Raw genomic sequence first — 25,751 nt, forward strand, 5'->3', positions numbered from 1 at the left:
TAAAAATACTCAGATTTTGGCGATTTTAACAATTTCGGTCCGTCCAAGCAGTATTTTCACAGCTGTTCAGAAATGGCGGCTATACGGCTATAGCAACTCCCTATACAGTTTAGGGAAAACCATACTACTGTTTATGGATTTTCCCTTGCCCGACAAGCGGGAATCAGCTATCTTTGCAGCAGAAAACTAACAAACCAAGTAATAACCCTTAAAACAGATTTGGATTATGAAACGTACATTATTAGCAATCGTAGCGGCATTCTTAATGATGACATCCGCGTACGCACAGAGACTCGCCAACGTCCGCGCAGAAGCAACCTTGATAACTGACAAGATGGTGCTGGAATTGGGACTTTCAAAAGCACAGCGCAACGGTATACTCAACATCAATCTCAACTATCTCAACGGCATCCGCAGCTACCGCGACATCGACTCATACGGATGGGAATGCCGCAACAGGGAGCTGAGGAGAATGCTCACAGCCAGACAATGGCAGAGATTCAAGGAGGCTTACTACTTCTATCGCCCGATAGAATGGCGTGACGACGTATACGTCCACAACATCTATCACAAGTATCCGAAGCACCACAAGCACTACAAGCACTACGACAAGCATCACAAGCACTGCGACAAGCACTATAAGCACTACGAAAAGAAGCACCACAAACACCACGACAAGCATCACAAGCACTACGACAAGCACCACAAGCACTACGACAAGCATCACAAGCACTACGACAAGCGCAAGTATGGCAAGCGAGACAGATGGTAAAGTAATGTGATAGCGACGCTTTCGCTCCATAGAACCAACCGTAAGTTTATGGGTGCGTGGCTACGGCGGGACGCCATAGCCTCCTAGGTTTGCCATGTCTGCTATAATTCAAACTCATAATTCGGGCAATATGTCGCCCGATATCCTTGTGTTTTTCTTTGTTTTTCCGCTTATGGGCGCGTGCTGTGCACAAATAAAAGGCTTTACGTTAGGTTGTCGAGAACATGGTTCTCGTAAGACCTAATGTAAAGCCTTTTATTTAAATCCGATAGGATTTGCGCCCATAAGCGGTATGTGGAAAAAGGTTTTTGTTAAAGCCCTGCCTAACCGGATTTCGCTGATAAAATTCCTGTTTGGCGGTTAGTTTGCCTGACAATATTTGCATTTCTGATGCTCAATACTATGAGCTGAGCGCACAACAAAATCTTTGGTGCGAAATTCTTGAGTTTTGAGCGTTTGGAGACAATACGCTCATACACAGTGTATTATGCGGTTTTCTGGAGAAATGTTATGAAATCAGATTCGCAAAAGAGCCGTTTTTTGCTGCAATAGCGCCACTTTTACACTACAATAGTGCCACTTTTATCATGCAATAGCGCCACTTTTACACTCTAATAGTGGCACTATTGTAGTGTAAAAGTGGCGCTATCGTTAAGCTCGGGTGCTGTTTGCACAGCAAAACACCATAAAAACAGCTTTTTGATTCTCTAGAATTGATTTTTATTTTGTAACAGGTTTTTACCACTTGTACGATATTTGCATGGTGACCTTTCTCCACAACAATTATTTGATTAACCATTTCATAGCCCATTCCGCTAAAGGTGATGGACATGCAAGCATTCCACAGTTCTGCTGTAAGTTGAGAAACGAGAAACGTATGCGGTTCTTGGGTTGGTAGCGTTCGTTATACACAACTATACTTCTACCACTGACACAATTTTCGGCCTTTACCTCTACCGGAATTATCTCTTCCTCTCGCTGTAAAAGAAACTCTATCTCTGCCTTTCCCTCCGAAGACCAATAGTAAGGCATAGAACCGTATGAAGGCAACACACTTTGCAGCACTGCATTCTCTGCCATTGCACCTTTAAATTCCGTGTAGTTGGCAGTCGGGTCTATGACTATGCTTCCCGGTAGTCCGGCCAATCGCCGCAATAATCCGCAGTCACTGGCATAAATCTTGAAAATGTCAGGTTCTTCGTAAGCACTTAAAGGCATTCCAGGTTTCGACACCGCGTTCACACGATATATCATGCCAGCATCTTCAAGCCACAGCAAAGCATCCTCGTAGTCACGGCTTCTCGCACCTTTCTTTACAATCTTATATATGAACTTTCTGTTCTCCTTGGCAAGTTGAGACGGAAGTGAGTGCCAAATCGCATGAATGCGCGGTATCTCGCGAGGTTCTGCATACTTGGCAAAGTCTAGCTCATACAAGTCTAATATGCCTTGCAATATGTCATCCACTGCTTGCATACCCTGATTTTCAAGCATACTTACAGTAGCTTCCGGCATTCCTCCAGACACCATGTATCTGCGGTATTCCGACTTCAACTTGTCAAGTATAATAAGAGGCAGTTTCTCAGGCTGTTCTATCTGTTCAACAAAATTGAATGTCTGGATGTCGCTGGCTCGAAGATATTCCTTGAACGTAATCGGATACATACGCATAACCTGCACCTTTCCCACAGGTACGGTCATTCTCCTCCTCTTAACAGCCACACCCAACAGCGAACCTGCCGCAATAATATGCCATTCGGGAGCATCCTCACAAAAATACTTTAACGAATTGAGCGCTTCCTCACATTCTTGTATTTCATCGAATATAAGAAGTGTCTTACCAGGAATAAGGGGAACTGGACTATAAAGGGCGAGTTCTTTAATTATGCGTGAAGGCTCTTTTGACACAGTGAAGGCTGACAGCAACTCTTTCTGGCGGTCAAAGTCAAATTTCGCCGTATAATCGAAACATTCCCTTCCAAACTCCTCCATAGCCCACGTTTTGCCTATCTGACGGGCACCTTTCAAAAGGATTGGCTTATGCTTTTCTGCATCTTTCCAATCCTTGAATCTATCTATTATGTCTCTTTTTATCCTCATACCTACACTAACAACTTCTGATTTGTGTCAAAATTGACATTTTTCCGAACTTATCAGGTGCAAATATACAATATATTGAGGAATATTACAACTTTTCTGAGAGTTATTTTCGCTTACTTTTCCGATTAGTCGGTATTCCCATTATTTTCCTCATCGCCTTTATTTCTCAATTATTTGTAGTACCTTTACTGATGGATTTTACATTAGTGCAATATCATAGTTTTAATAAAAAATGATTCCCTCCCTGCGTAAGTTTTCTGATTGTCATGCGACTAATAGGGTAAAGAGTCGAACGATAACAATTAATTAAAAATGAACAAAAGTGGAACATGTGCCTACTTGAGCTGGAAGAAACATAAGAATACGATGTCGGAGATAGAGCAGAACCTTGCAGAACTCAAGAACTTTGAATAAACAATATACAGATTTGAGCTGTTTATTCGGCGGAATAAGACAGGAAAAAAGCGGTATAGGAATCTTGCTGTAGAATTCCTATACCGCTTATATTCTTTTGCCTTTAAGCTTTGTCAGCTCGTTAGCTTTTAGTATTCGTCATCGTTCCAGAGGAAGTCGTCCTTTGATGGATAGTCGGGCCAGAGGTCCTCGATGCTTTCGTATACGTCGCCCTCGTCCTCTATCTCCTGAAGGTTCTCGAGCACTTCGAGCGGAGCGCCGGAACGCATAGCATAGTCTATAAGTTCGTCCTTAGTTGCAGGCCAGGGTGCGTCTTCCAGTTTGGAAGCCAATTCAAGTGTCCAATACATAGTCTTAAGTTTTTACGGTTCAAAATTTAATGTTTCACAAAGAGGCTGCCATCGCTTTTTTACGATGCCAATCAACAGACATTCCGGCCTATAGGCCGTGTGCCTCCTGTTCCAACTGCAAAAATAGTAATTTTTGTATTATTTGCAAGTAATATAGAGTTTTTTTTCGTCGCAACCTTCAATAAAGTTTAAATATAAAGCCAAACTGAAAAAATAATCGGACAATCTGTTTACAAATTGCATCAGAAGGCTGTCTATATGCTCTTCACGACTAAGCGTTACCAAACGGCGCTCCACACGGCGGCATACCGTACGGCACACATGAGCTTGAGCTGCAGCAATGCTTCCGCCGGGCAGAACGAAGGTGTCGAGAGCAGGAACTATAGACTGCAAGCGGTCTGTCTCATGCTCCAGCCTTGCTATTTCGTCGCATCCCAGACAGCCTTCTCCCTGCACGTCTTTGCCGACACGCCAAGTACGATTGCCCACCGTGGACGAAAGACTGGATCCGATGATGAACAACCGAGCCTGTATCTCCGCCAGAAAACGCGATACTTCCGCATCGGATTCAGCGGCAAGCAGCCCTATGTGGGCATTCAGTTCGTCAATCTCGCCGCTCACTTCAATGCGTATGTCGTCCTTCATGACACGCTTGCCTCCATAGAGCGAGGTGGTGCCATCGTCGCCAAGTCGGGTATATAACTTCATAATATCAGAAATTTACGATGTAACAGGATGTCAGAAATTCACGATGTAACTGGTCTTGTATCGGTCTGTATCAGTAAATGCGATGCCGAGATAGTAGAGGTCATAACAGACGCTGACGCGAGGGCTTGCCAGGAGTGTCTGCCACATTTTCTTAGCCAAAGCATTGTCATAGATGTCCTCCACCAATATCAGCGTGTCCATATCAGAATGCTGCAATACAGACGTGAGGAAGTCTTCGCTTCCCTCAACGGGACGGATGAGTGCCACTTCTACTGTCTCTGCTTCCATTTTTCCGTCCCTTGCCTCCTTTGTCTGAACAGCGCGTACAGCCGACGCCTTGCATCCGCTGCTTACATATCTCTTCAGCAATGCCGTGTCGCCACCGTAGCAGAGCCATGTGCTCGCCTGGCGGAAGTTGGCAATGCGGAAATACAGCTCCATACGCTTGCGTTCCAGCCAGCTGACATCGGGCAATTCGCTGCACAGGTCTGAATAAGCATAATACGGATAGTGCTCGTTGATGACATAGCGGATAAAACGGTATGCCGAGGGCGACTGCACACCGAAACCACGGCAATACCCGATGCGGCACAGCCAACGGAAATATCGTTTCAGTTTATTCATACCCGCAAAGTTACTAAATTATTGGGAGTAAATGTAATTAGGAGTTAGGAATCAGGGGTTAGGAATAAAAAAATACTAAATAAAAAATACCAAATAAAAAAGGGTGCTTCTCCTTGACAGGAAAAACACCCTTTTTGTATTATGTTACTTGTTGTTAAGCTCTGAAATTACTTAACCTGAACAGTAGCACGACGGTTGTAAGAGATCGGAGAGAGATCCTTTACACCACCCTTAGCCTCTGTTGTAATCTGGTCGCGGCTAACGCCCATCTTAACGAGCTCGTTAGCAACGGTCTCAGCACGCTTCTCAGAGAGCTTCTGGTTGTAAGCAGGCTTACCTGTTGCGCTATCAGCATAACCGGTAACGAGGAGGTTAGCGTTGTTATCCTTAGCATACTCAGCCATGTTCTTAACGTTTACGAGGTCCTTCTTAGAAGCGATAACTGACTTGTTGATGTTGAAGAATACAGATACCGGAGTACCTACGTATTCCTTAACAGCAGCTGTAGCATCCTTCTTCTGAGCGAGGAGGTTCTTCAGACGAGCGTTCTCTGCGTTAGCGTCGTTGAGCTGAGCGTTGAGAGCGTCAATCTGAGCCTGTGAGAGAGCCTTGATAGCGTCTACGTCAGGAGTCTTGTCCCAAGAAGCCTTACCGAGGTTGAAGGTCAGACCAAGCTCAGCATAGAGCTTGTTGTCCTTGCCTTCCCAGATACGGCCACCCTTGCCGTCTGCAGGAACAGCGTCGAGGTCCTGCTCTGCATAGTTCCAGCCAAGCTCGAAGTGGATGCCTACGTGCTTGCTAACACGGAATGTGTTGAGGATACCAGCTGAGAGGTTCATTGCATAGCGGTCAGCGCAGCAGTTACGGTTGATACCGGCACCTACGAAGGGAACGAAGTTCCAAACGCGGTTAGGATTATAACCATAGAGCATGTTGCTGAGGTTGAAGAGAACGTTCTCGTTAAGAGTCCAAATATGGTTAGAGTGCTTGTTCTCGTCAACTACGGTACGACCCCAAACGCCAGAGAACTTGGTACGAAGACCAAGACCCGGTGTGAACCACTTACCGATAGCTACTGAGAAACCGGGAGTTGAACGGAAGTCCTTGAACGGGCTACGTGAGAGGCCCTGACCGTGCTCCTGATTTGAATAGAATGCATTCCAATCTGCACCAACCTGGACAAACCAGTTGCTCCAGAATGAGTTTGTTGCAACGCTGTACTTTTCTACAGGATCTGCTGTTGTCTCCTGAGCCATTGAGCCCATTGACAAACCGCACATTGCCAAAACAATTAATAACTTTTTCATAACCTTTATTTTTTAACAATCAAAAATTTTATTCAGTTTTAATATTGGTATAGAGGGTTTTCACCTTATAAATCGCTGCAAAGATACTAATAAAAACAGTATCCACATCAATTTTTCATAAAAATATTACCTAAAAGTATAAAAAATCTTACATTTCGGATAATCTTGTGTTCATTTTATCTTTTTGTGTATTAACATTTTATGTAAATAATGCAAAACTGACACTATTAGCTTCCTACCCCAGGAGTTGCTCCATATCTGTCTGGCGATATACGGCAAGGATTTTCTTGCCATCGGGGGTGTAATTGCAGTTAGAACAAGCGAAAAGACTGTTGATTATGGTCTCCATTTCCTCGTTGCTGAGCACCTCGCCATAACCGATAGCGGCTCCTCGTGCCATGCCGAGCGCCAGTTCGTGGTTGACGTTGCTGACCAAAGTGGCGTCTACGCTTGCTGCTGACGACGAAGACACGTCTCGGGCAGAGGCTATAAGGTCTTGCAGAAGATTGATGCAGTTTACGCCTTCCAGTCCTGACGGCACGGCATTCACGGCGTACGTGTTGCCTCCAAGGTCGCTAAGCTCGAAGCCGAGCGACTGCATCTCGGTCATTACCGATGCTAAGACATTGCCGTCGGCAGGTGTAAGATGGAGTGCCTCAGGGAACATCAGCTTCTGCGGATAGCTGTGATGGTCGGCCATTTGGGCGAGATAACGCTCGTATAGGATACGTATGTGTGCACGACGCTGGTCGATAATCATCAGTCCTGACTTTACGGCGGTCATGATATACTTGCCTTTAAACTGATAATGGTCGGGCGATTTCTCTGCCATCAGTCCTTCATCGGTGGCGGCAGACTGAGGTTCTGCATCGGACGGAAGCGTGCGCGACTGCACAATCTCGTCAGTAGCGGGCTCATCCATATCGCCAAAACCGTCAGACGGAAGAACATCTGCATCACCAAAACCACGTGATGGGATGGCGTATGCATCACCAAAACCGCGCGAGGGAATGGTCATTTCTGCGTCGTCGCTGTTGAAATTACGCGACGGCACTATCTCGCTGTCATCCGGGAGGAAGCTTGTCTGACGGGGCTGGCGCGACGTATCACCAAGTCCTGCATAGAGTTTGTCCCACTCAGAAGGAGCGGTAGGCTTCTTTGGAGCCGATTCCTTGAAGGGATTGTATTCGGGATTATACTGCACTTTGGGCGCAGTAACTCCACCCAAACCGCCTACTGCTGGAATGTCGGGCTGACCCTCAGTGTCGAATTCGATGGCAGTAACGTCATTGAACATGCCCACTGCGTCCTTTACGGCAGCTGATAGAATCTGCCATATAGCCTGTTCGTTGCCGAACTTTATCTCGGTCTTGGTTGGATGGATGTTCACGTCGATGTCGTCGGCATTCACATTGAAGTAGATAAAGTAAGGCACCTGTTCGCCTTCAGGCACAAGACGGTCGTAAGCCATCATCACTGCCTTATGAAAATAAGGATGTTTCATGTAGCGACCGTTAACGAAGAAGTACTGGTGAGCGCCCTTCTTACGTGCCGACTCGGGCTTACCCACGAAGCCGGAGATGCGACACATCGATGTGTCGACGTCCAAAGGTAGAAGGTGCTGATTGATTTTCTTGCCGAAGATGTCCACGATGCGCTGTCTCAAACCGCAGGAACGGAGATTATACATCTCGTTGTTGTTATTATAAAGCGAGAAAGCTATCTCGGGATATACAAGGGCTATACGCTCGAAAGCGCTTACAATGTTGTTAAGTTCGGTGGTGTTCGACTTCAGGAACTTCCTTCTTGCCGGAACATTAAAGAAGAGATTCTCAATTTTGAAGTTGCTTCCGACGGGACATGAGCACGGCTCTTGCGACACGAAACGCGAACCAGCTATGGTAAGCAGCGTTCCCACCTCGTCGTCTGCCATGCGTGTCCTCAACTCCACCTGCGACACAGCTGCAATGGAAGCAAGCGCTTCGCCGCGGAATCCCATAGTGTGAAGGTTGAAAAGGTCGTCCGCCTTTCGTATCTTCGACGTAGCATGACGCTCGAACGAGAGACGGGCATCAGTCTCTGACATACCTTTACCATTGTCCACAACCTGTATGGTGGTGCGTCCTGAGTCGACACACACCACATTGATGCTGGTGGCACCCGCGTCAACGGAGTTCTCCACCAGCTCCTTTATAACGCTGGCGGGGCGCTGTATCACCTCGCCGGCGGCTATCTGGTTTGCCACGGAATCGGGCAGAAGTTGTATAATATCGCTCATACGTTAAAATGGTCTGTTAATATATACCCACATTCTTGTCCACGGCTTACCTAAGTTCAGCAAGCCAGCAACGCCATCAGGGCTGCCAACAGTAACAGCAGCGCCACTATGAAGAGCCATCCGGTGATACGTGCCGGCTGTCTTGCCGATTTACGGTCGCCTTCGGACGAACCTTCCAGCGACTGTCTTGCCACATCCTCCGGCGCCACTCCCCTCTTCAAGGCGTCTAATATGTCACGTCGCTCATTGGAGAAGCGAAACGTGTGATGGAAGCCGCGTGGGCGGCGATTGCCGAAATACATTTATATATATGTATAAAATTAGATATATGTAAGACGAAATACGCAGCAATGATGCTTGTTCACAATCTGTGTGATGCACTGCGTCACTCTCCAGACAGCGTCTGCAACGGCGCTTCACGTCTGCGGACCGCCTTCAGTTCGGTGCCGGCATTCTTTCCGCGCCAGTTGAATATGTCGTCCTTGTCGGTAGGTCTGATATAGTCGAACCACGCAAACTCAGGCAGACGATACTTGTCTGGCGGTATCTGCGTAATAGGATACATCGTTCCCGTGGACTTCGAAGCCCATATCTTCTCCAGCTGTCTCTTCTCAGACACAAACATTCGCATCGTATCCGTCTCCAGATAGTTAAGCTCCGTGAGAACCGAGTCCTTGCTATCGGCGTTGTAATATACGGTCTTGACGTTTCCGACGGCATCCGCGCGACGCATATTTCCGTCCTTAAAGAAGGCGTCCATGCGCTTTGAGGATATCTGATTGAAGTGCTTGTCATCCACCTGTTCCACCGAGAGCGCCTGATTGATGACCTCTGCACGCTTTATTGTGGAGTCGCTCATATACACCTTTATCACTTCTCCGAGAATCTGACGGTTGATGTTCCACGCTATCGGGTCGTGATACATCGTCATGCACGAATCAATGGAAGTGGCGACAAGCGAGTCGCACACCGCCTGCATGTCGTTGCGGAACGAACGGACATGGCGGAAAGCGTGCACCTCACGTCTCACCGAGTCGGTATTGATGTTGTATGTATAGAGCTTCATCGAGTCGGCATGCATCCACAGCGTGTCCTTCTGCGAGTAGTCTACAAGCATGGCACGCTTCGTGGCATATCCATAACCGTCCTTCTCGTTATAGAAGAAGCGTCCTGCATGCAGCTCATTCTTGTTTTTGTGGTCTACGAAAACCACGTTACCGAATCCTTCGTTGTTGCCGTTGTTGTTGTCATGATAGAGCGAATCGCCCGTAATGGTCTTGTCGCCGTCCACGATGGTGGAGCGTCCGAAGAGCTGCGAGCGGTCGGTACGCGAGTTAAGGTAGGCGTCAGTGGTGTGTATGACACTCTCCTTCGAACGCACCGTAGACGGTCCGGTGACGTGAGCCACTGATGTTCGCGTGTCGTAATGTAGCGTATCCGTAGTGATATGGTTATGACCGCTGAACATCTCCACCGAATAGAGGAACGTAGCCTTACGTGTTACGGTATTATACTCGCCCCAGTCACTCACCAGACGGTCCTTTCCGTCCACGAGTTTTCCTCCTTCGAAGAAGTAGGCGTTCTCGTAAATGCGGTCATAGTCGAGCGAATCGGTGTAAAGCGTCTGCGTACGATGCTTTAGCACCACATGGTTTCTGGCATGCATCATCTGCTCAGCTCCGTCATAGTCGGCATAGTCGCAGGTCATGGAGAGCGTGTCGCCCTGCTTGAAGCGCACGTGTCCAAACGCTTCCACGGCGTTGGCCTCCTGGAAGAAGTAGGCGCTGTCGCACCAAAGCTGGGCTCCGGCATGCGTGAAATGCACCTTTCCCTTCAGTATCTGCGCGTCAGGAACGCTGCTATACTGGTCGTATCGCAGCTCATCCGAATGGACGAGATACACACGTTCGTCTGTCTTCCTACGCTTTTTCTTCTTGTTTGGCGCCGCCATAGCCGAGAGCAGGCAGAAGCCAAAAAGGCATAGAACCGCCATCAGGACGGTTCTATGCCAATTATGTATGATTTTGGATTTCTGTTTTTCCATTTTATTATAAGATCACTTCATAGATCACTTAATCCATCCTTCATATTCAAACTTGCAACTCTTGCATCTGTCTGCCATCTTCACATACGTGGTCTTAATCTTGTTGACCACCCATTCATGAAGGAAGTCGGCACGCATCTTCTGCAACACCACGTTCTTCATTACCTGATAGTCCTCGGTGATGGTGGCGCGGTGAGCCGGTGTGCGGCTCTTCAGTTTTACGATAGCCACGACAGTCTTGCCTTTCTCGTTAACCATTGAGAATGCCTTCGACACGTCTCCAACTTCCATGTGCTCCACCTCGCGTGCCACCTCAGTGGGGAGGTCCTTCATCTGGAAGCGTGATGTGCGTCCGTCCTCTGCGTTAAACGACATCAGACCCTTATTATTACGTGTGTCCTTGTCGTCGGAGAAGTAAGTGGCAGCCTCCTCAAAGGTCAGCTTCTTGGCTCTGATGTCATCTGCCACGGAGTCAAGACGCAGACGCATCTCCTCGGTTGCCTCCGGCGAAACTCGCGGAATGCGGAGGATGTGGCGCACCTTTATTCTGTCACCTCTCTTGTCGATGAGCTGAATGATGTGGAATCCATACTCCGACTCCACTATCTTGGATATCTTCTTCGGGTCTGTAAGATTGAACGCCACGGTGGCGAACGCCGGGTCGAGCATACCTCTTCCCACATAGTCCATCTCTCCTCCCTGGCGTGAAGAACCCGGGTCTTCAGAGTAGAGACGTGCGAGAGTGGCGAATGAGGTCTCGCCCGATGTGACACGCTCCGTGTATTCGCGCAGATCGTTCTTCACACGATTGATTTCTTCCTGCGAAATCTTCGGCTGCTTGGTGACAATCTCCACCTCCACCTCTGTCGGCACGAACGGTATGCTGTCCTCCGGCATATCGCGGAAGAACTTGCGCACCTCGGACGGAGTTACTGATATGTCGCTCACCAGCTTCTCACGCATCTGCTGAATCAGCTGGTTGTTCTTGAAGTCGTCGTGGAGCTGCTGTCTCATCTGTGCGACTGTCATCTTCTTGTATTCCTCCAGCTTCTCCTTCGAACCCGCCTGCTGTATCCAGCGGTTTATCTGCATCTCGATGTTCTGTGCAATCTCTGACTCTGTAACGGTGACAGAGTCGATGGCTGCCTGATGGAGGAAGAGCTTCTGCACGGCTATCTGCTCCGGTATGGAACAGTCAGGATCGCCATGCCATGTCACGCCTTCAGCCTCACCTTGCAGGCGCATAATCTCGACATCCGACTTGAGGATAGGCTCATCGCCTACCACCCACATCACCTCGTCCACAACGCTGTGCTCAGGAGGTGTATTGTCCACAACGGGCTTCTCCTCCGACAGTTCGGGGAGCGAGACCGGCTCGTCGCTCTCCACCTCCGTAGTGTCGGTCTTGAGAGCAAGCTGCATAGCCTTTCCGCGGTTTGCATTTGCTCCTATCACGGCAAGCAGCATGGCTGCTGCCGCAATAAATATGGTTACTCTCTGTTTGTTCATCTATCAATTTGAATGTATATTCCTAATATACTTATATTATATATGTGTGCTTAGTGCTTGTTTACAGTCTCGAGCACAGCCTTGTCTACGCTTACGCTATACTTCTTGCGCAGATCAGCCACCCACTTCTTCTCAAGTTCTTCCTGATAGTCAGCTACAACAAGCTCGCGCACGTCCTTGTATGTCTTCGGAGCCTTGAGCTTCTCGCCGTATACGGCTGTGATGGGATAACCCTCTACGGGCTTCACCTTTGCACCTGTCTGGAATATCTCGTTGTCCACGAGGGTGTTGTCGCCCTTCTTGAAGATGCCCTTCACCACCTTGATGCGAACCGTCGAGTCGTTAAACTCCTTGCGCAGCGTGTCTGCCCAAGCCTCGAAAGGAATGTTCTTGATGGCGTTCTTCACGTTCTCCACGTCGGCAGCGTCCTTCACGTAGTAAGCGATGCCCTTGAAGCGCGGTTCGTCCCAACGATACTTCTTGCGGTTCTTCTTGAAATAAGCCTCAAGTGCCTTATCGTCCTTTGCCGCACGGTTCCACACTGTGCGGTTTGAGATTTCGTAGAGCAACAGTCCGTCGTGATACTCACGGATGAGGTTCTTGAGTGACGGATCGTTTGCTGTCATCTCCTCCACACGCTTGTCCAGAATGTCGCCGGGCTTCACCTTGTCAGCCTTTGCGATGGAATCAATCTTCTGTGTGATGATCTGCTCGCGGATGCCGCGCTGGTCGATGAATCTGCGGATGTCAGTACGAACCGAGTCGTACGGGAAGAAGTTGCCGCGATCCTTTACGTAAACGATATGATAACCGAACGGTGAGAGGAACGGCTCTGAAGTCTCGCCCTTCTTCATTCCGAATATCTTCTGCTCAAACTCCTTAACGGTCTGTCCCTTCTGCACCCATGAAAGGTCGCCACCACGCATGCCTGACATCTTGTCGTCCGAGCAACGACGTGCCAAATCCTCAAAGTCGGCGCCCTTCTTCAGCGCCGTATAGATGCTGTCGGCACGCAGCTTGGCAGAGTCCTGACTTGCCTGCGACGCTTTCTGCTTCAAAGCCACGAGGATGTGGTAAGCATGCACCAAGCCTCCGTTGCCGTCTACGCGCTGCTGTGTCTGCTTGTATATATTGCGTGCCTCGCGCTCCACATCGTTATCGTCGATGAATGACGGACGCACCTGCTGGTTACGATACATCAGAAACTCGTCTCTGAATGCCTTTGCCGTGTCCAGTCCTTCTGCCTGTGCTGCCAGCACCTTGAGCTTGTAATTGACAAAGAGGTCAACATAATCAGCTACGCTCTTCTTGTCGACGACAGTCTCAGCGTTGTTCTTGTTGTATGAATACTCAAACTCAGAACGCGGCACTGCCTGTCCGTTTATGGTCATAATCGTAGGGTCGGCGGTCTGTGCCGACACGCTGCCTGCGGCAAGTAGCAATGCAGCCAACAGTGATTTAATCTTATTCATTTCTGTTTATGTGTTCTTTCTGTATTTTGTTTGCCTTACGGCGTATTTTCTTATTCAGTATGACGAATCGGGGTGTACGTTAATCGTCAGCATGTGGTGTATCTGTATATACATTATATATTAAGGGGTGAGTCATGTTCCGTCTTATGCGGATACGTCTAAAAAAAGCGTAAGCAATGGTCCGTGGCATTTCCTCGGAAACGCGGCGCGGACCATTGCTTTATAGAGTGTCCGTCCTGTTATTACTGTGGACGTGAATAGTTAGGAGCCTCACTTGTGATGGTAATGTCGTGCGGGTGGCTCTCAAGCACGCCGGCATTGGTGATGCGTGTGAACTTGGCGTTGTGCATAGCCTCGATGGTGCCTGCTCCGATGTAACCCATACCAGAGCGCAGACCGCCGATGAGCTGATAGATAACTTCCTGAACGGTTCCCTTGTAAGGTACGCGTCCTGCGATGCCTTCCGGCACGAGCTTCTTCACGTCCTTTGTACCAGCCTGGAAGTAGCGGTCCTTCGATCCGTTCTCCATAGCCTCGAGCGAACCCATACCACGGTAGCTCTTAAACTTACGACCGTTGAAGATGATGGTGTCGCCGGGGCTTTCCTCTGTACCTGCCACGAGCGAACCGATCATTACTGAGCTACCACCGGCAGCGAGTGCCTTAACCACGTCGCCTGAATAGCGCAGACCACCGTCAGCAATCAAAGGCACGCCTGTGCCCTGGAGAGCTGAGAATACGTCATACACAGCGCTGAGCTGCGGCACACCTACACCTGCAACCACACGTGTGGTACAGATAGAGCCCGGCCCGATGCCCACCTTCACCGCGTCGGCTCCATTGTCGACGAGCATCTTGGCGGCAGCACCAGTAGCTACGTTACCCACAACGATATCTACGTTGGGGAATGAAGCCTTAGCCTCGCGGAGCTTCTCGATAACGAACTTAGAGTGACCATGAGCTGTGTCGATGACAACGGCGTCAGCGCCAGCCTCAACGAGAGCGCTCATACGCTCGAGGGTGTCGGCTGTTACGCCCACACCAGCAGCCACACGCAGACGACCCTTGTCGTCCTTGCATGCCATTGGCTTGTCCTTAGCCTTGGTGATGTCCTTGTATGTGATAAGACCTACGAGATGGTTGTCACCGTCAACAACGGGGAGCTTCTCAATCTTGTTGCTCTGCAGAATTTCGGCAGCAGCCACAAGATCGGTCTTGATGTGTGTTGTGACAAGGTTGTCGCGTGTCATCACGTCGTCGATGAGCTTGTCAAGGTGACGCTCGAAACGCAGGTCACGGTTGGTGACGATACCAACGAGATGATTGTCCTCATCAACTACGGGAATACCTCCGATGTGATATTCCGCCATCATGTCGAGGGCATCCTTCACCGTCTTTCCACGGCGAATGGTCACGGGATCGTAAATCATGCCGTTCTCGGCACGCTTCACGATAGCCACCTGACGAGCCTGGTCCTCTATCGACATGTTCTTGTGGATAACACCGATGCCGCCTTCACGCGCGATGGCAATAGCCATAGCCGACTCCGTTACGGTGTCCATGGCTGCTGTGACAAAGGGCACATTCAGGCTGATGTTCCTTGAGAACTTGGTTTGCAACTCTACCGTCTTGGGCAGTACCTCTGAATAAGCTGGGATAAGCAGGACGTCGTCGTAAGTGAGACCGTCCATTACAATTTTATCAGCAACAAATGATGACATATAACTTAAAAAATTTATTGCATGCAAATTTAGCAATAAAAATCCATTCGGAAAAAAAAACAGGGCATTTAATTTTTACGTTAATGCTAATTAACGTCAGAGAGCGGAAAAGTTGAGAGATGTACTTAGTTGAGAGTTCAGAATTGAGAGTTGAGAGTTATGATATGCATATTAATAATGTAGCAATCTTAAATGATTAAAAAAGGTAATCATAACTCTCAACTCCAAATTCTCAACTCTCAATTCTCAACTTTAATTCGCCTGTTCCGACAGGAACTTTATGCGAACCAGTCTTATTTCGTTGTCCTCGTAGTCGCCACCGAGTTCGTCCACAGCATCATCTATGCTGTCCGTCTCGCTCTCGCGGAAGTACTCATAGATGTCGTCCACCTGATCTTCGTCCATTACGTCTTCGAGGAAGTAGTCGATGTTCACTTTTGTGCCGCTGTATACGATGGCGTCAATCTCGTCCAACAGTTCTTCAAACTCAAGGTTGAGCGTAGAGGCGATGTCGTCGAGAGGCATGCGACGGTCGAGGAATCCGATGATCTTCACCTTCGTCATCGAGTCCTTCGCCACGGTGCGCACGAAGAGTTCTTCAGGACGTTCTATATCGTTCTCCTCACAGTAAGTCTTGATAAGCTGGCAGAATTCCTTGCCGTAACGCTTAGCCTTGCCGACGCCCACGCCCTGAATGTTCTTCAGTTCGTCCACGGTGACGGGATAAAGCGTTGCCATCTGTTCCAGAGACACGTCCTGAAAGATTACGTATGCGGGCAGGTTACACTTGCGTGCTGTATTCTTTCTCAAGTCCTGCAGCATGCTGTAGAGTGTCGGGTCGAGAGCCGATACTCCGTGATCTTCCATCTCGTCCTCAGCCGACTCGCTGAAGTCAGTGTCCTCCACGTACGTAAAGTCCGTCGGGTTCTTCACATATCGGCGTCCGGCAGCCGTCACCTTCAGCAGTCCGTAGTTCTCCACGTCCTTGACGATATATCCGGCAATCATACCCTGACGAATCACAGGATTCCACACCTTCGACGGCATGTCCTCTCCTGCTCCGAACTCTTCCAGCTGTTCGTGCTTGTGCGACACGATGTCGTCCGTGGCTCTGCCCTTTATGAAGTCCACCACGTAGTCCTGACGGAATGCCTCCTTCACTGCCATGATGGCTTTCAGGACGATGAGCAGCTGTTCCTTGCCTTCGTGCTGTGTCTTGGGATGCAGACAGTTGTCGCAGTTGCCGCAGTTGTCCTTCGTATATTCCTCTCCGAAGTAATGCAGGAGGATGCGTCTTCTGCATACAGACGACTCGGCGTATGCCGCCGTCTCTTGCAGAAGCTGCTTTCCGATGTCCTGTTCAGCCACAGGCTTGCTCTCCATAAACTTCTCCAGTTTCTGAAGGTCCTTATATGCGTAGAAGGCAATGCACATGCCCTCGCCGCCGTCACGTCCTGCTCTGCCGGTTTCCTGATAATATCCCTCCAGGCTCTTCGGAATGTCATAATGTATTACGAAGCGTACATCTGGCTTGTCGATGCCCATTCCGAAGGCTATCGTAGCCACAATGACGTCAATTCGCTCCATGAGGAAGTCGTCCTGCGTCTTCGAACGCGTAGCCGAGTCGAGTCCGGCATGATAAGGTGCCGCCTTGATGTCATTGGCTTTGAGCACGGCAGCCAGTTCTTCCACCTTCTTGCGCGAAATGCAATAGATGATGCCGCTCTTTCCGTGATGCTGCTTGATAAACTTTATTATCTGGCGGTCGATATCCTTTGTCTTCTGCCTTACCTCATAATATAGGTTGGGGCGATTAAACGAACTCTTGAATTCCTTTGCATCCATAATACCGAGGCTCTTCTTGATGTCCATCCTCACCTTGTCCGTAGCCGTAGCGGTGAGTGCTATGACGGGAGCGTCGCCTATCTTGGATATGGTAGGACGTATGTTTCGGTATTCTGGTCTGAAGTCGTGTCCCCATTCGGAGATACAGTGCGCCTCGTCCACGGCGTAGAACGAAATCTTGAACGAGCGGAAGAATTCCAGGTTGTCTTCCTTGTTGAGCGATTCGGGTGCCACGTACAGCAGCTTGGTCTTTCCGCTGTGCACGTCGTCATGCACCTGCTGTATGGCAGCCTTGTTGAGTGAGGAGTTGAGATAGTGTGCCACTCCCGTCTCCTCGCCGAGCGAATTGATGACATCCACCTGGTTCTTCATGAGCGCTATCAGCGGCGACACGACAATGGCCGTGCCCTCCATGATTAGAGACGGCAACTGATAGCACAGGCTCTTTCCTCCGCCCGTCGGCATGAGCACAAAGGTGTCGTTGCCGTCAAGCAGATTGCGTATGATGGCTTCCTGCTCTCCCTTGAAGGAAGAGAAGCCGAAGTAATGCTTCAGTTGTCCGGTTAGGTTAATTGTCCCAGTCATAGTAATAAGATTTAATGTCTCTGAGATATGCGTGGGAGACAGGCTCGTCTGTGTCCTTGCCTCCCGCGCATCTCCTTCTTATTTAAGGTTCGATTTCTCGAGCTGGCTCTTTGCGTAGTCGAGAGTTACGGTAAATGAGTCCACCTTCTTGGCAGGCACCTCAAACATGGCGTCCATGACTATCGACTCCACGATGGAGCGCAGTCCGCGTGCGCCGAGCTTATACTCCACAGCCTTGTCGACGATGAAGTCGTATGTTTCTTCGGTGAATTCCAGCTTTATGCCGTCCATCTCGAAGAGCTTCTTATACTGCTTTACGATAGAGTTCTTCGGCTCCACGAGGATGCGGCGCAGCGCCTCTCGTCCGAGCGGATTGAGATAAGTGAGCACGGGCAGACGTCCGATAATCTCTGGTATGAGACCGAACGACTTGAGGTCCTGCGGAAGGATATACTTCATGAGGTCGCCCTTGTCGAGGTTGCGCACGTTCTGCACGGAATTGAATCCTACGACGTGCGTATTGAGACGCTGTGCTATCTTGCGCTCTATGCCGTCAAACGCACCACCACAGATGAAGAGGATGTTGCGTGTGTCGACGTGTATGTAGTCCTGGTCGGGGTGCTTGCGTCCGCCCTTTGGCGGCACGTTCACCATTGTTCCCTCGAGGAGCTTGAGCAGACCCTGCTGCACACCCTCGCCGCTCACGTCGCGCGTGATGCTGGGGTTGTCCGCCTTTCTGGCTATCTTGTCAATCTCGTCGATGAAGACGATGCCTCGCTCGGCGGCAGCCACATCAAAGTCAGCCACCTGAAGCAGACGCGAGAGGATGCTCTCCACGTCCTCACCCACGTATCCAGCCTCGGTAAAGACCGTGGCGTCCACGATGGTGAACGGCACCTTGAGGAGCTTCGCTATGGTACGTGCGAGAAGCGTCTTGCCCGTACCCGTAGAGCCCACCATGATGATGTTGCTCTTTTCTATCTCCACGCCCTTGTCGTCTTCGGGCTGATTCAGACGCTTATAGTGGTTGTATACGGCTACGGAGAGATACTTCTTAGCCTCGTCCTGTCCGATGATATATTCGTCGAGATATTTCTTTATCTCCGTGGGCTTGGGCACGTCGCTGAGCGACACGTCGAATGCGGGTTTCCTGCGCGTTCCCTCCGGCCCGAAGCCAGCCTCCATCACAATCTGGTAGGCCTGCTGCGCACAGGCGTCGCAGATAAATCCGTTCAATCCGGTGATGAGCAGATTGACGTCCTTCTCGCTTCTTCCGCAGAAGCTGCAAACTTTCTTTGGCATTTTCCTTTTATTTCTCTTATTGCTTCTTTCTTGTCATCACCGAGTCAATCATTCCGTACTCCTTCGCCTCCTGGGCTGTCATCCAGTAGTTGCGGTCAGAGTCTGCCCACACCTTGTCAAACGGAGTGTGCGAGTGATCAGAGATGATGGTATAGAGTTCCTTCTTGAATTTCTGAATCTCACGAGCCTCTATCTCGATGTCCGAAGCCTGTCCCTGTACGCCACCGAGCGGCTGGTGTATCATCACGCGGCTGTGTGTAAGTGCCGAGCGCTTGCCTTCCTTACCTGCCACGAGGAGTACGGCAGCCATCGAAGCCGCCATGCCAGTACACATGGTTGCCACGTCGCTTGAGATAAACTGCATTGTGTCGTAGATGGCGAGACCAGCCGTTACGCTGCCGCCGGGAGAGTTGATATAGATAGAGATGTCCTTACCGCTGTCAATAGAGTCGAGGTAAAGGAGCTGTGCAGTCAATGTATTGGCTGTATAATCGTTGACCTCTGTGCCGAGGAAGATGATGCGGTCCATCATGAGACGCGAGAAAACGTCCATCTGTGTGACGTTGAGCTGGCGCTCCTCCAGGATGTAGGGGTTCATATACTGAGCCTGTGCCTTCATCACTTCGTCGAGCGTCATTCCGTTCATGCCAAGGTGACCTGTGGCATACTTTCTGAAATCGTTCATATCTTTTCTGGTGTTGCTTTTTAGTTTTATTGCTAAGATTGAGTCCGCATAAGGGGCTATCTTATGCAAAGATACTAAAAAAGCGCCACATTCTCCCACATTACACAGGTTTTTTTCGGCTGATTTCCAAGTAACTCTATTTGGATGGTGAGAGAATGCTTAACAACTGGTGAGAGAACGCGTATCAACTATCGCTAACATTGAGAAGTTGATGTTTTAGGAAAGTGAACAGGAAATTTACAAGCTGACAAAACAAACATAGGAGGCTACGGCGTCTCGCCGTAGTCACGCAGCCTCCCATAGCAGAACGTCTATCAGCTCATTATTGCTGGTCGTTCGTGGGTGCGTGACTATGGCGGGACGCCATAGCCTCCTAAAACACATCCTCCACAGTCTTTCTTATTTGCTCTGCTTCTTCACCTTATACACTCCCTTCGGCAGCGTGCCAAGCTTCTTGGCTCCTCTTGCCATCACCTTGCCGTCCGGTGTGTAAACGTCATAAGTCTGCTGTGCCTCGGTAGCGGGCAATGCGTCCACTGCAGTAACCACAGGAGCCTGTGTCGCCTCCGACTCGCCGCCTACGTATACAGCAGAGACAGCGTAGCGGTGACGTCCGCCGTCTGCCTGTGTGTCGGTGTATTCGGCTGCAGCGTCAGCCTTCACCTGTGCCAGGAACACGCCGTCGCGATAGACGTTGTATGCCTTTACCACGCCGGTGCCAGCCTCGTACGTCACGTCGTCCACCATGAACATGTAGGTGTCGGCGGTGTTGTTATGGATGGCGAAGAAAGTGGCGCCCTGCGGCAGTTCCACTGTATACTGCTTCCATTCGCCTGTCTCTGCCTTTGCCTTCAAAACCGTGGTCTTGAAGTCGGCGATGGCTGTTCCGGCTGTAGAGTAGAGCACCTCGAAGTCCTCTGAATAACCGAGGTTGGCGTTCTTGAAGTTGTTAGCCCAGAAGCTCACTGTCTGCTTGCGCTCGGTGAGCGGCGGCGATATAAGCCAGTTGTCGGCGGGGATGAACTTCGAGTCCTCCACGCTGTAGAACGATGCCAGGTAAGCCTTTCCTGAACGGGGCTTCAAACACGGGTTCTGGTCGAGCACCGTATTGACTATCCATGACGACGGCTCCACCAATGTGTAGGCGAAGCGCTTGCCTTCTGCGGGATGAGGATATGTGCGGCTGAACGGACCCTTTGCGATGCCCTTCTCGCCGTATACGGATGTCCACTCGCCGAAGTCGTCCATTGCCCACGGAGTGTACGATTCGAAGTCGTCCGTCACTGTCTCCGACTTCTCCTCCACCTTCTTCCATGTCACGCTTACCACCTTGCCGTCCGCCGTCGTAGCGTCTACGCTCTCGGGGGCTGTACGTGTGGAAGCGGTCAGCTCTACGGTTGCCTCAACTATGTTGTCGTCAGGTGTGGCGTCCTCGTCTATTGCCACCTCTGCCTTCAACGCCAGCGGCGACTTGTCCACTACCGAGCTCTTGTATGTCAGCTCCACTATGTGACGTTCGTTCGGCTCAAGGGTTTCGTTGATGTCCTTAGTGTCCACCAGCTTGCCGTCGGCATAGAGGCGGACGGCGTATGAGCGGGCTGCAACGCTACCCACATTCTCCACCGCAACCTTGGCTGTGACGTTCTCGCCACGACGAACCTTCTCTGGTGCGGTCATCGAAGCACGCAGGTCTTTACCTGCCACATCGCGCACGCATACATTATCTATATATAGTGCTGTGCCGGCAGGTGTCTGAACGATGAACGTCAGCATGACATACTTCTGACTTGCCAAGTTCTTGTCGAGCGGCACGGACATCGTTGTCCATGCTGACGATCCTTCGCCGCCGCACTTGAATGTCTTGTAGAGCACGTCGTCCTTGCCGGGAGTCTTTACGTAAAGCTCGATGTCGGCTTGCTCCTTTGCTGCCGTTGACATATAAGAGAAGACGAGCATCGGATTCTCGGCTCCGTCCAGCGCTATCTTGCCCACGCCAATCTTAGCCTTGTCCGAATCAGTCTCAGCGATGTAGCCCGAGCATCCTCCGTCGCCTTCCGACGACATGCCCTGCATAAGGTCGAAGCCCACTTCGCCTGTCTGGTCAGTCCACCACATGGCGTTGTCCAGTCTGCCACCCTTGAAGTGCTCTTCGAAAGGCAGCGTGTAAGGTGTGCCGACAATGATGCCCGGCGACATTACGCGCGGACCCTCGTCCACAGAGTTCTCGGCAGAGAGAGCGTAATTTATCATCTCCTGATCGCCGTCGTTGGTGTCGTATGGGATGGTGATGGTTGTGGCTGATACCTGATCGACGAGCGGGAGGCTAACGCCGGTACCGGTCTCGATTATTTCGTACACGTTATACACCACATCATTCGGGTCGATGTATCCTCCATTGGTTCCCGTTGTTACCGGATTCCAAGTCAGCGTGATGTCGTTGTCGGTGGTAGTAGCCTTGATGCCGGTCGGCGATGCTGGCGTATCCTTGCCCACATAAGCCGAAACCTTCTGGCTCTCGCGTCCCGTACCCTCATCGTTAGAGGCTATGACAGAGTAAGTGTTTACGCCGTTCTGCGCCCAATTGTCAATATAGTACTGTTCGCTGCCCGGCTTTACGGCTGACATCTGCTGTATCTCCTCACCGTCACGCATGATGTAGACGTCGAGGTCAGAGGTGAGCTTGGTGCCGTCGATAGCCTTTGTCGGGGCAGTGAAGTAGAATGTGGCTTTAGCCGAACCGTCCTCTGCGGGCACCACGCGGAGGTTGGTGGCTGCGTCAGGAGCCTTCTGCGAATTTCCCTTCACGGTGATATCGTCAAGGACAAGCTTGTAGAAGTTGTATCCGTCGGTGGTGCAATGGAAACCGATGTAGAACGCGCCGTCCTTATCCGGTGTAAGCTCTGCCTTCAGAGTCTCATACTCCACGTTGGATATCTTGGTCTTGGCCATGAGAGTGTGTGTCATCGCTTCGGCTGTAGGCTCGCTGCCGTACATCACCTCCATCTCCTCAGGGTACGACTCGCCCATGCTTGCCACACGGAACGACACGTTATAAACCTGACCCTTCTTCAGCTTGAGCGGCGGCATGATGAGCCAGTCGTCGTGACCGTCCTCGCTATCGCCATACTCAATCTGTGCCGACGACTGACCTGTTCCGTCGTTCTCGCAGAACTTCCATGTGGCTCCGTCCTCGTTGGCATCGATGATGGTGAAGACGTTAAGAGACGCCTCATTGTCGAAGCCCTGATAATAAGGCGGCTCCAGCATGTCGCCGTAAGAGACGCTGTTCGACTGTTCCGGCTCGCTCTTGCGCTGTCCGCTGCGTGCCGTAACGGTGTAGTAATAGCCCGTCAGATTGCCACCCGGCAACTGGTCGGTGAGCGATGTATTAGTAGTAGCGCTTGCCAAAGTCTTGTTATCTGGATATCTAACCACGTCGTAGGTTACATCGCCCACGTATCCGTTATTGATTCCCTTCGTCACGGCATCCCATGAAAGCGACAGCTTACCCGTTGCTATGTCGAGACTGGCTTTCACGTTGGTAGGCTTGCAAGGCGTATCGTCGCCCACAAAGACAGTCTTATAAGCCTTCGGACCATTGCCGGCGGCGTTGGAGAGCACCACGCTGAAGAGGCGGTTGCCACGCTTTACGGTAAACTTCTCACTAACGGCAGCTCCAGCCGAAGCCTTGCCCGTAGCCACGCTCTTGCCGTCCACCGACACCACGTAGTTCACCTCTCCAGTCAGCTGCGAGCCACGGTATGTGGTGGTGGGCACGGTGAATGTCAGGTTTCCGGCAAGCGAAGCCTTGTCGAGGACTACGTCAAGGTCAGCAGTCATGCCTGGTGCGGCGTCCGCTACGGTCTCCTTAGGAATGGAGAGAAGCGCCAGCTGCTCATTGTTGACAATGTCGCCCACCTTTGTGGCTGCGCCTGATGTGAGGTCAACGGTGTAGAGAGCTGAAGCGCCTGTATGGTCGGTGCAAGCCCAATAGAAGATGCCCGACGCCTGATCAATCTCGCCACTCTGCACGTTCCACGAACCGTCGCTGAGCATAAGCTTCACGCCTGTGCTGCCCACAAGACTCTCCTTGGCTGTCTTGGTGTCGATGCGATAGAGGTCGCCGTATGTGCTGATGCCGTATAGCACGTTGTCTTTCGTGATGCCAAGCGCCACATAATAATTGTGAAGCGAACCAATGGTGCTGCGCGTATTGTTCGCATAGTCAGCGATGCCAAGCTCATAGCTCGATGCGTCACCCGTGAAGAAGTCGCCATACACGGTTCCGTCTGCAGCAACAGCAGTCTCGGTCGCCCACAACGAGTAGTCGCTGAGGTAGTCGCTCGACTTCAGGTCGCCCGTCTCAGCGTCGAAGCAGTAGTGCGTCATCGTGCCCACGGAGCTGTCATACTTCACGATGTCCAGTCGGTCGCCTGACAGAGCGCCACCCGCATTGGCATACATCCTTGCGTCCACGTACTTCTCGTTCATCTCCATCTTGCCTGATACGCCGAACGAATACATGCCGTAGTCAGGGTCAGAGTCAGCCCAACGTCCGCTCTGCATAATGTTTGCCCACAGTTCCCTGCCGAGTGGTACGGACTGGGGAGCCTTGCTGACATAGAAGGGAGCGGCGTCAGCCTTTGCCGGCACCGCACGCTTCACGGGCTTCAGCTGTCCTGCCACAGCCTGACCTGCAATGCGTGCCTTGAAGAGCAAGGGACGGTAGGCCCTGAGCTGCGCCAATCGCTCGGCTTGCTCACGTGGTGATGTCTTTGCCTCGGCTCCCGTCAATGGAAGGAGGTTAGCCACATTGGGTCTGACCATAGGGCGCGGTGCCCTGCTGTCTGCCGTCTGGGCTACTGCCGTAGTGGTCAGCGCTGTAGCAAGCACGGACGAAGCGGCAACGAAAAATCGTGATAGATAAGTTTTCATTATGTGTAATATAAATGATGATTTGTATAGATAATTTTTATTCTGATTTACGATTGAATCTTGCTATTCTTTCATTTACAATTCTCAAATAAGTACGCTTCATTTTATCGTCCAAAAAAGAATTGCCGACTAATTGCTTTGCCTCCATTGGCAATGAAGAAAAAGCATCCAAAATCGTATTCATTCGTTTCGTTTTTAATCCGATAAATTCACCAAAGCGTTCAAAATCCAAACGGCAAGGATGTCCTGTACGGTCATAGACGTCGCTCTTTTCCAACGACAAGGACAAACCTCCGTTAAGCCCAAAGTCGTCACCTTCTATATGAAGACACGTATTCATCAAATCATAGGCAGGAGCAAGCTGGTAACTATTGCCAACCTTTATTATTGAGAAGTTTTTCAGATGGTCGTCGCCATTACCATAGATATAATTGAAAACCACTAATCTGAAGAATCTCTCCATGGCAACCATCCAAGCAGGAATGTACTTTATTATCATACGAGCAACATCCTCAAAACTACCTTCATACTTGAAATAAGAGCCATGCTCTGCCTCGCTTTTACATAACAGCGAAGCGAAATCTTCCATATAGTACTTGCTTCCATCCTCAGCAACATCAAAGCGTTTGGTTATGTAAACCATATCTCCATGAGGAGTGAAGCAAAGACCGTTTTCTGCTGTGACAACACCATATACTTGAGATGCTATCTGCATTGTAAGGTGTTCATTGGCAGGAATTTGCTTTCTTGTATATAGAGTGTTGTCCCACGGAGCAGGCTTCAGAATATAGCGAGAACGCTCTTCAGACTGAGAAATCCTGATGATGCCATTATCAACAACTGCAGGAAACTTCTGGACCACTGGAAAAAGTGTGTGGATATCGTAGTACAATAAAAACACTATATTGTCCGTTTATAAAGTCAAAGAACGGATAAATATGGAAAAGTATAGACTCCTTGCAGAATGTCTTTTGCCCGAACACATGCTGGATTGGTTCGACCTTAAAGACGTGTTTGTAGAGCAAAAGAAAGAAACAAAGCTTGTTCACATATACCTTGACGAAAACGAGCTGAGACCAGGTGACAGAACCGATATTCGT

Annotated in this window: 17 protein-coding genes; 1 reads left to right on the forward strand and 16 read right to left on the reverse strand. The window is 50.1% G+C overall.

The features are described from left to right. Positions 1–226: 226 nt before the first annotated feature. Positions 227–772: a hypothetical protein gene (locus tag CHL74_RS04365; protein ID WP_141241230.1), complete on the forward strand. Its 546-nt coding sequence runs from the start codon at positions 227–229 to the stop codon at positions 770–772. 783 nt (positions 773–1,555) lie between these two features. Here the strand turns inward: CHL74_RS04365 and CHL74_RS04370 are convergent. The 16 genes from CHL74_RS04370 to CHL74_RS04445 form a co-directional block, all read right to left on the reverse strand. Next, positions 1,556–2,872, reverse strand: a complete 1,317-nt coding sequence (locus CHL74_RS04370; RefSeq protein WP_094879944.1) for an ATP-binding protein — start codon at positions 2,870–2,872, stop codon at positions 1,556–1,558. A 542-nt stretch (positions 2,873–3,414) separates the two neighbouring features. Further along, positions 3,415–3,636, reverse strand: a complete 222-nt coding sequence (locus CHL74_RS04375; RefSeq protein WP_094879945.1) for a DUF2795 domain-containing protein — start codon at positions 3,634–3,636, stop codon at positions 3,415–3,417. A gap of 138 nt (positions 3,637–3,774) precedes the next feature. Continuing rightward, entirely contained in the window at positions 3,775–4,344 is a 570-nt protein-coding gene (locus CHL74_RS04380) for a cob(I)yrinic acid a,c-diamide adenosyltransferase (protein ID WP_176452168.1), read from the reverse strand. 30 nt (positions 4,345–4,374) lie between these two features. Then, positions 4,375–4,968: a hypothetical protein gene (locus CHL74_RS04385; protein ID WP_094879947.1), complete on the reverse strand. Its 594-nt coding sequence runs from the start codon at positions 4,966–4,968 to the stop codon at positions 4,375–4,377. A gap of 167 nt (positions 4,969–5,135) precedes the next feature. Continuing rightward, the gene (locus CHL74_RS04390; protein ID WP_094879948.1) at positions 5,136–6,275 is read right to left on the reverse strand and encodes an OmpA family protein; all 1,140 of its coding nucleotides are present in this window, start codon (positions 6,273–6,275) and stop codon (positions 5,136–5,138) included. A gap of 235 nt (positions 6,276–6,510) precedes the next feature. Beyond that, positions 6,511–8,553, reverse strand: a complete 2,043-nt coding sequence (gene mutL, locus CHL74_RS04395) for a DNA mismatch repair endonuclease MutL (RefSeq protein ID WP_094879949.1) — start codon at positions 8,551–8,553, stop codon at positions 6,511–6,513. A gap of 56 nt (positions 8,554–8,609) precedes the next feature. After that, complete coding sequence (locus CHL74_RS04400; protein WP_094879950.1) at positions 8,610–8,855, reverse strand: hypothetical protein; 246 nt, start codon at positions 8,853–8,855, stop codon at positions 8,610–8,612. 83 nt (positions 8,856–8,938) lie between these two features. Further along, a complete protein-coding gene (locus CHL74_RS04405; protein WP_094879951.1) occupies positions 8,939–10,597 on the reverse strand; it encodes an OstA-like protein in 1,659 nt (552 codons plus the stop codon). A 24-nt stretch (positions 10,598–10,621) separates the two neighbouring features. Continuing rightward, on the reverse strand, positions 10,622–12,106 hold the full coding sequence (locus tag CHL74_RS04410; RefSeq protein ID WP_254923217.1) for a peptidylprolyl isomerase: 1,485 nt from the start codon (positions 12,104–12,106) through the stop codon (positions 10,622–10,624). 50 nt (positions 12,107–12,156) lie between these two features. Then, on the reverse strand, positions 12,157–13,578 hold the full coding sequence (locus tag CHL74_RS04415) for a peptidylprolyl isomerase (RefSeq protein ID WP_094879952.1): 1,422 nt from the start codon (positions 13,576–13,578) through the stop codon (positions 12,157–12,159). A 242-nt stretch (positions 13,579–13,820) separates the two neighbouring features. Continuing rightward, positions 13,821–15,299 carry an IMP dehydrogenase gene (gene guaB / locus CHL74_RS04420; RefSeq protein WP_094879953.1) on the reverse strand — a complete coding sequence of 493 codons (1,479 nt, stop codon included), beginning with the start codon at positions 15,297–15,299 and terminating at the stop codon, positions 13,821–13,823. Positions 15,300–15,551: 252 nt separating this feature from the next. Further along, positions 15,552–17,729, reverse strand: coding sequence for a DNA helicase RecQ (gene recQ, locus CHL74_RS04425; protein ID WP_094879954.1), 2,178 nt, complete (start codon positions 17,727–17,729; stop codon positions 15,552–15,554). Between the two features lie 78 nt (positions 17,730–17,807). Then, positions 17,808–19,031 carry an ATP-dependent Clp protease ATP-binding subunit ClpX gene (clpX, locus tag CHL74_RS04430; protein ID WP_094879955.1) on the reverse strand — a complete coding sequence of 408 codons (1,224 nt, stop codon included), beginning with the start codon at positions 19,029–19,031 and terminating at the stop codon, positions 17,808–17,810. Between the two features lie 16 nt (positions 19,032–19,047). After that, positions 19,048–19,716 carry an ATP-dependent Clp endopeptidase proteolytic subunit ClpP gene (gene clpP, locus CHL74_RS04435; RefSeq protein WP_094879956.1) on the reverse strand — a complete coding sequence of 223 codons (669 nt, stop codon included), beginning with the start codon at positions 19,714–19,716 and terminating at the stop codon, positions 19,048–19,050. Between the two features lie 399 nt (positions 19,717–20,115). Further along, positions 20,116–24,651, reverse strand: coding sequence for a choice-of-anchor J domain-containing protein (locus CHL74_RS04440; RefSeq protein ID WP_094879957.1), 4,536 nt, complete (start codon positions 24,649–24,651; stop codon positions 20,116–20,118). Positions 24,652–24,688: 37 nt separating this feature from the next. Next, complete coding sequence (locus CHL74_RS04445; RefSeq protein WP_141241231.1) at positions 24,689–25,513, reverse strand: HipA domain-containing protein; 825 nt, start codon at positions 25,511–25,513, stop codon at positions 24,689–24,691. Positions 25,514–25,751 lie beyond the last annotated feature (238 nt).

Origin of the sequence: Prevotella sp. 885, assembly GCF_002265625.1 — a bacterium.
Taxonomy (GTDB): domain Bacteria; phylum Bacteroidota; class Bacteroidia; order Bacteroidales; family Bacteroidaceae; genus Prevotella.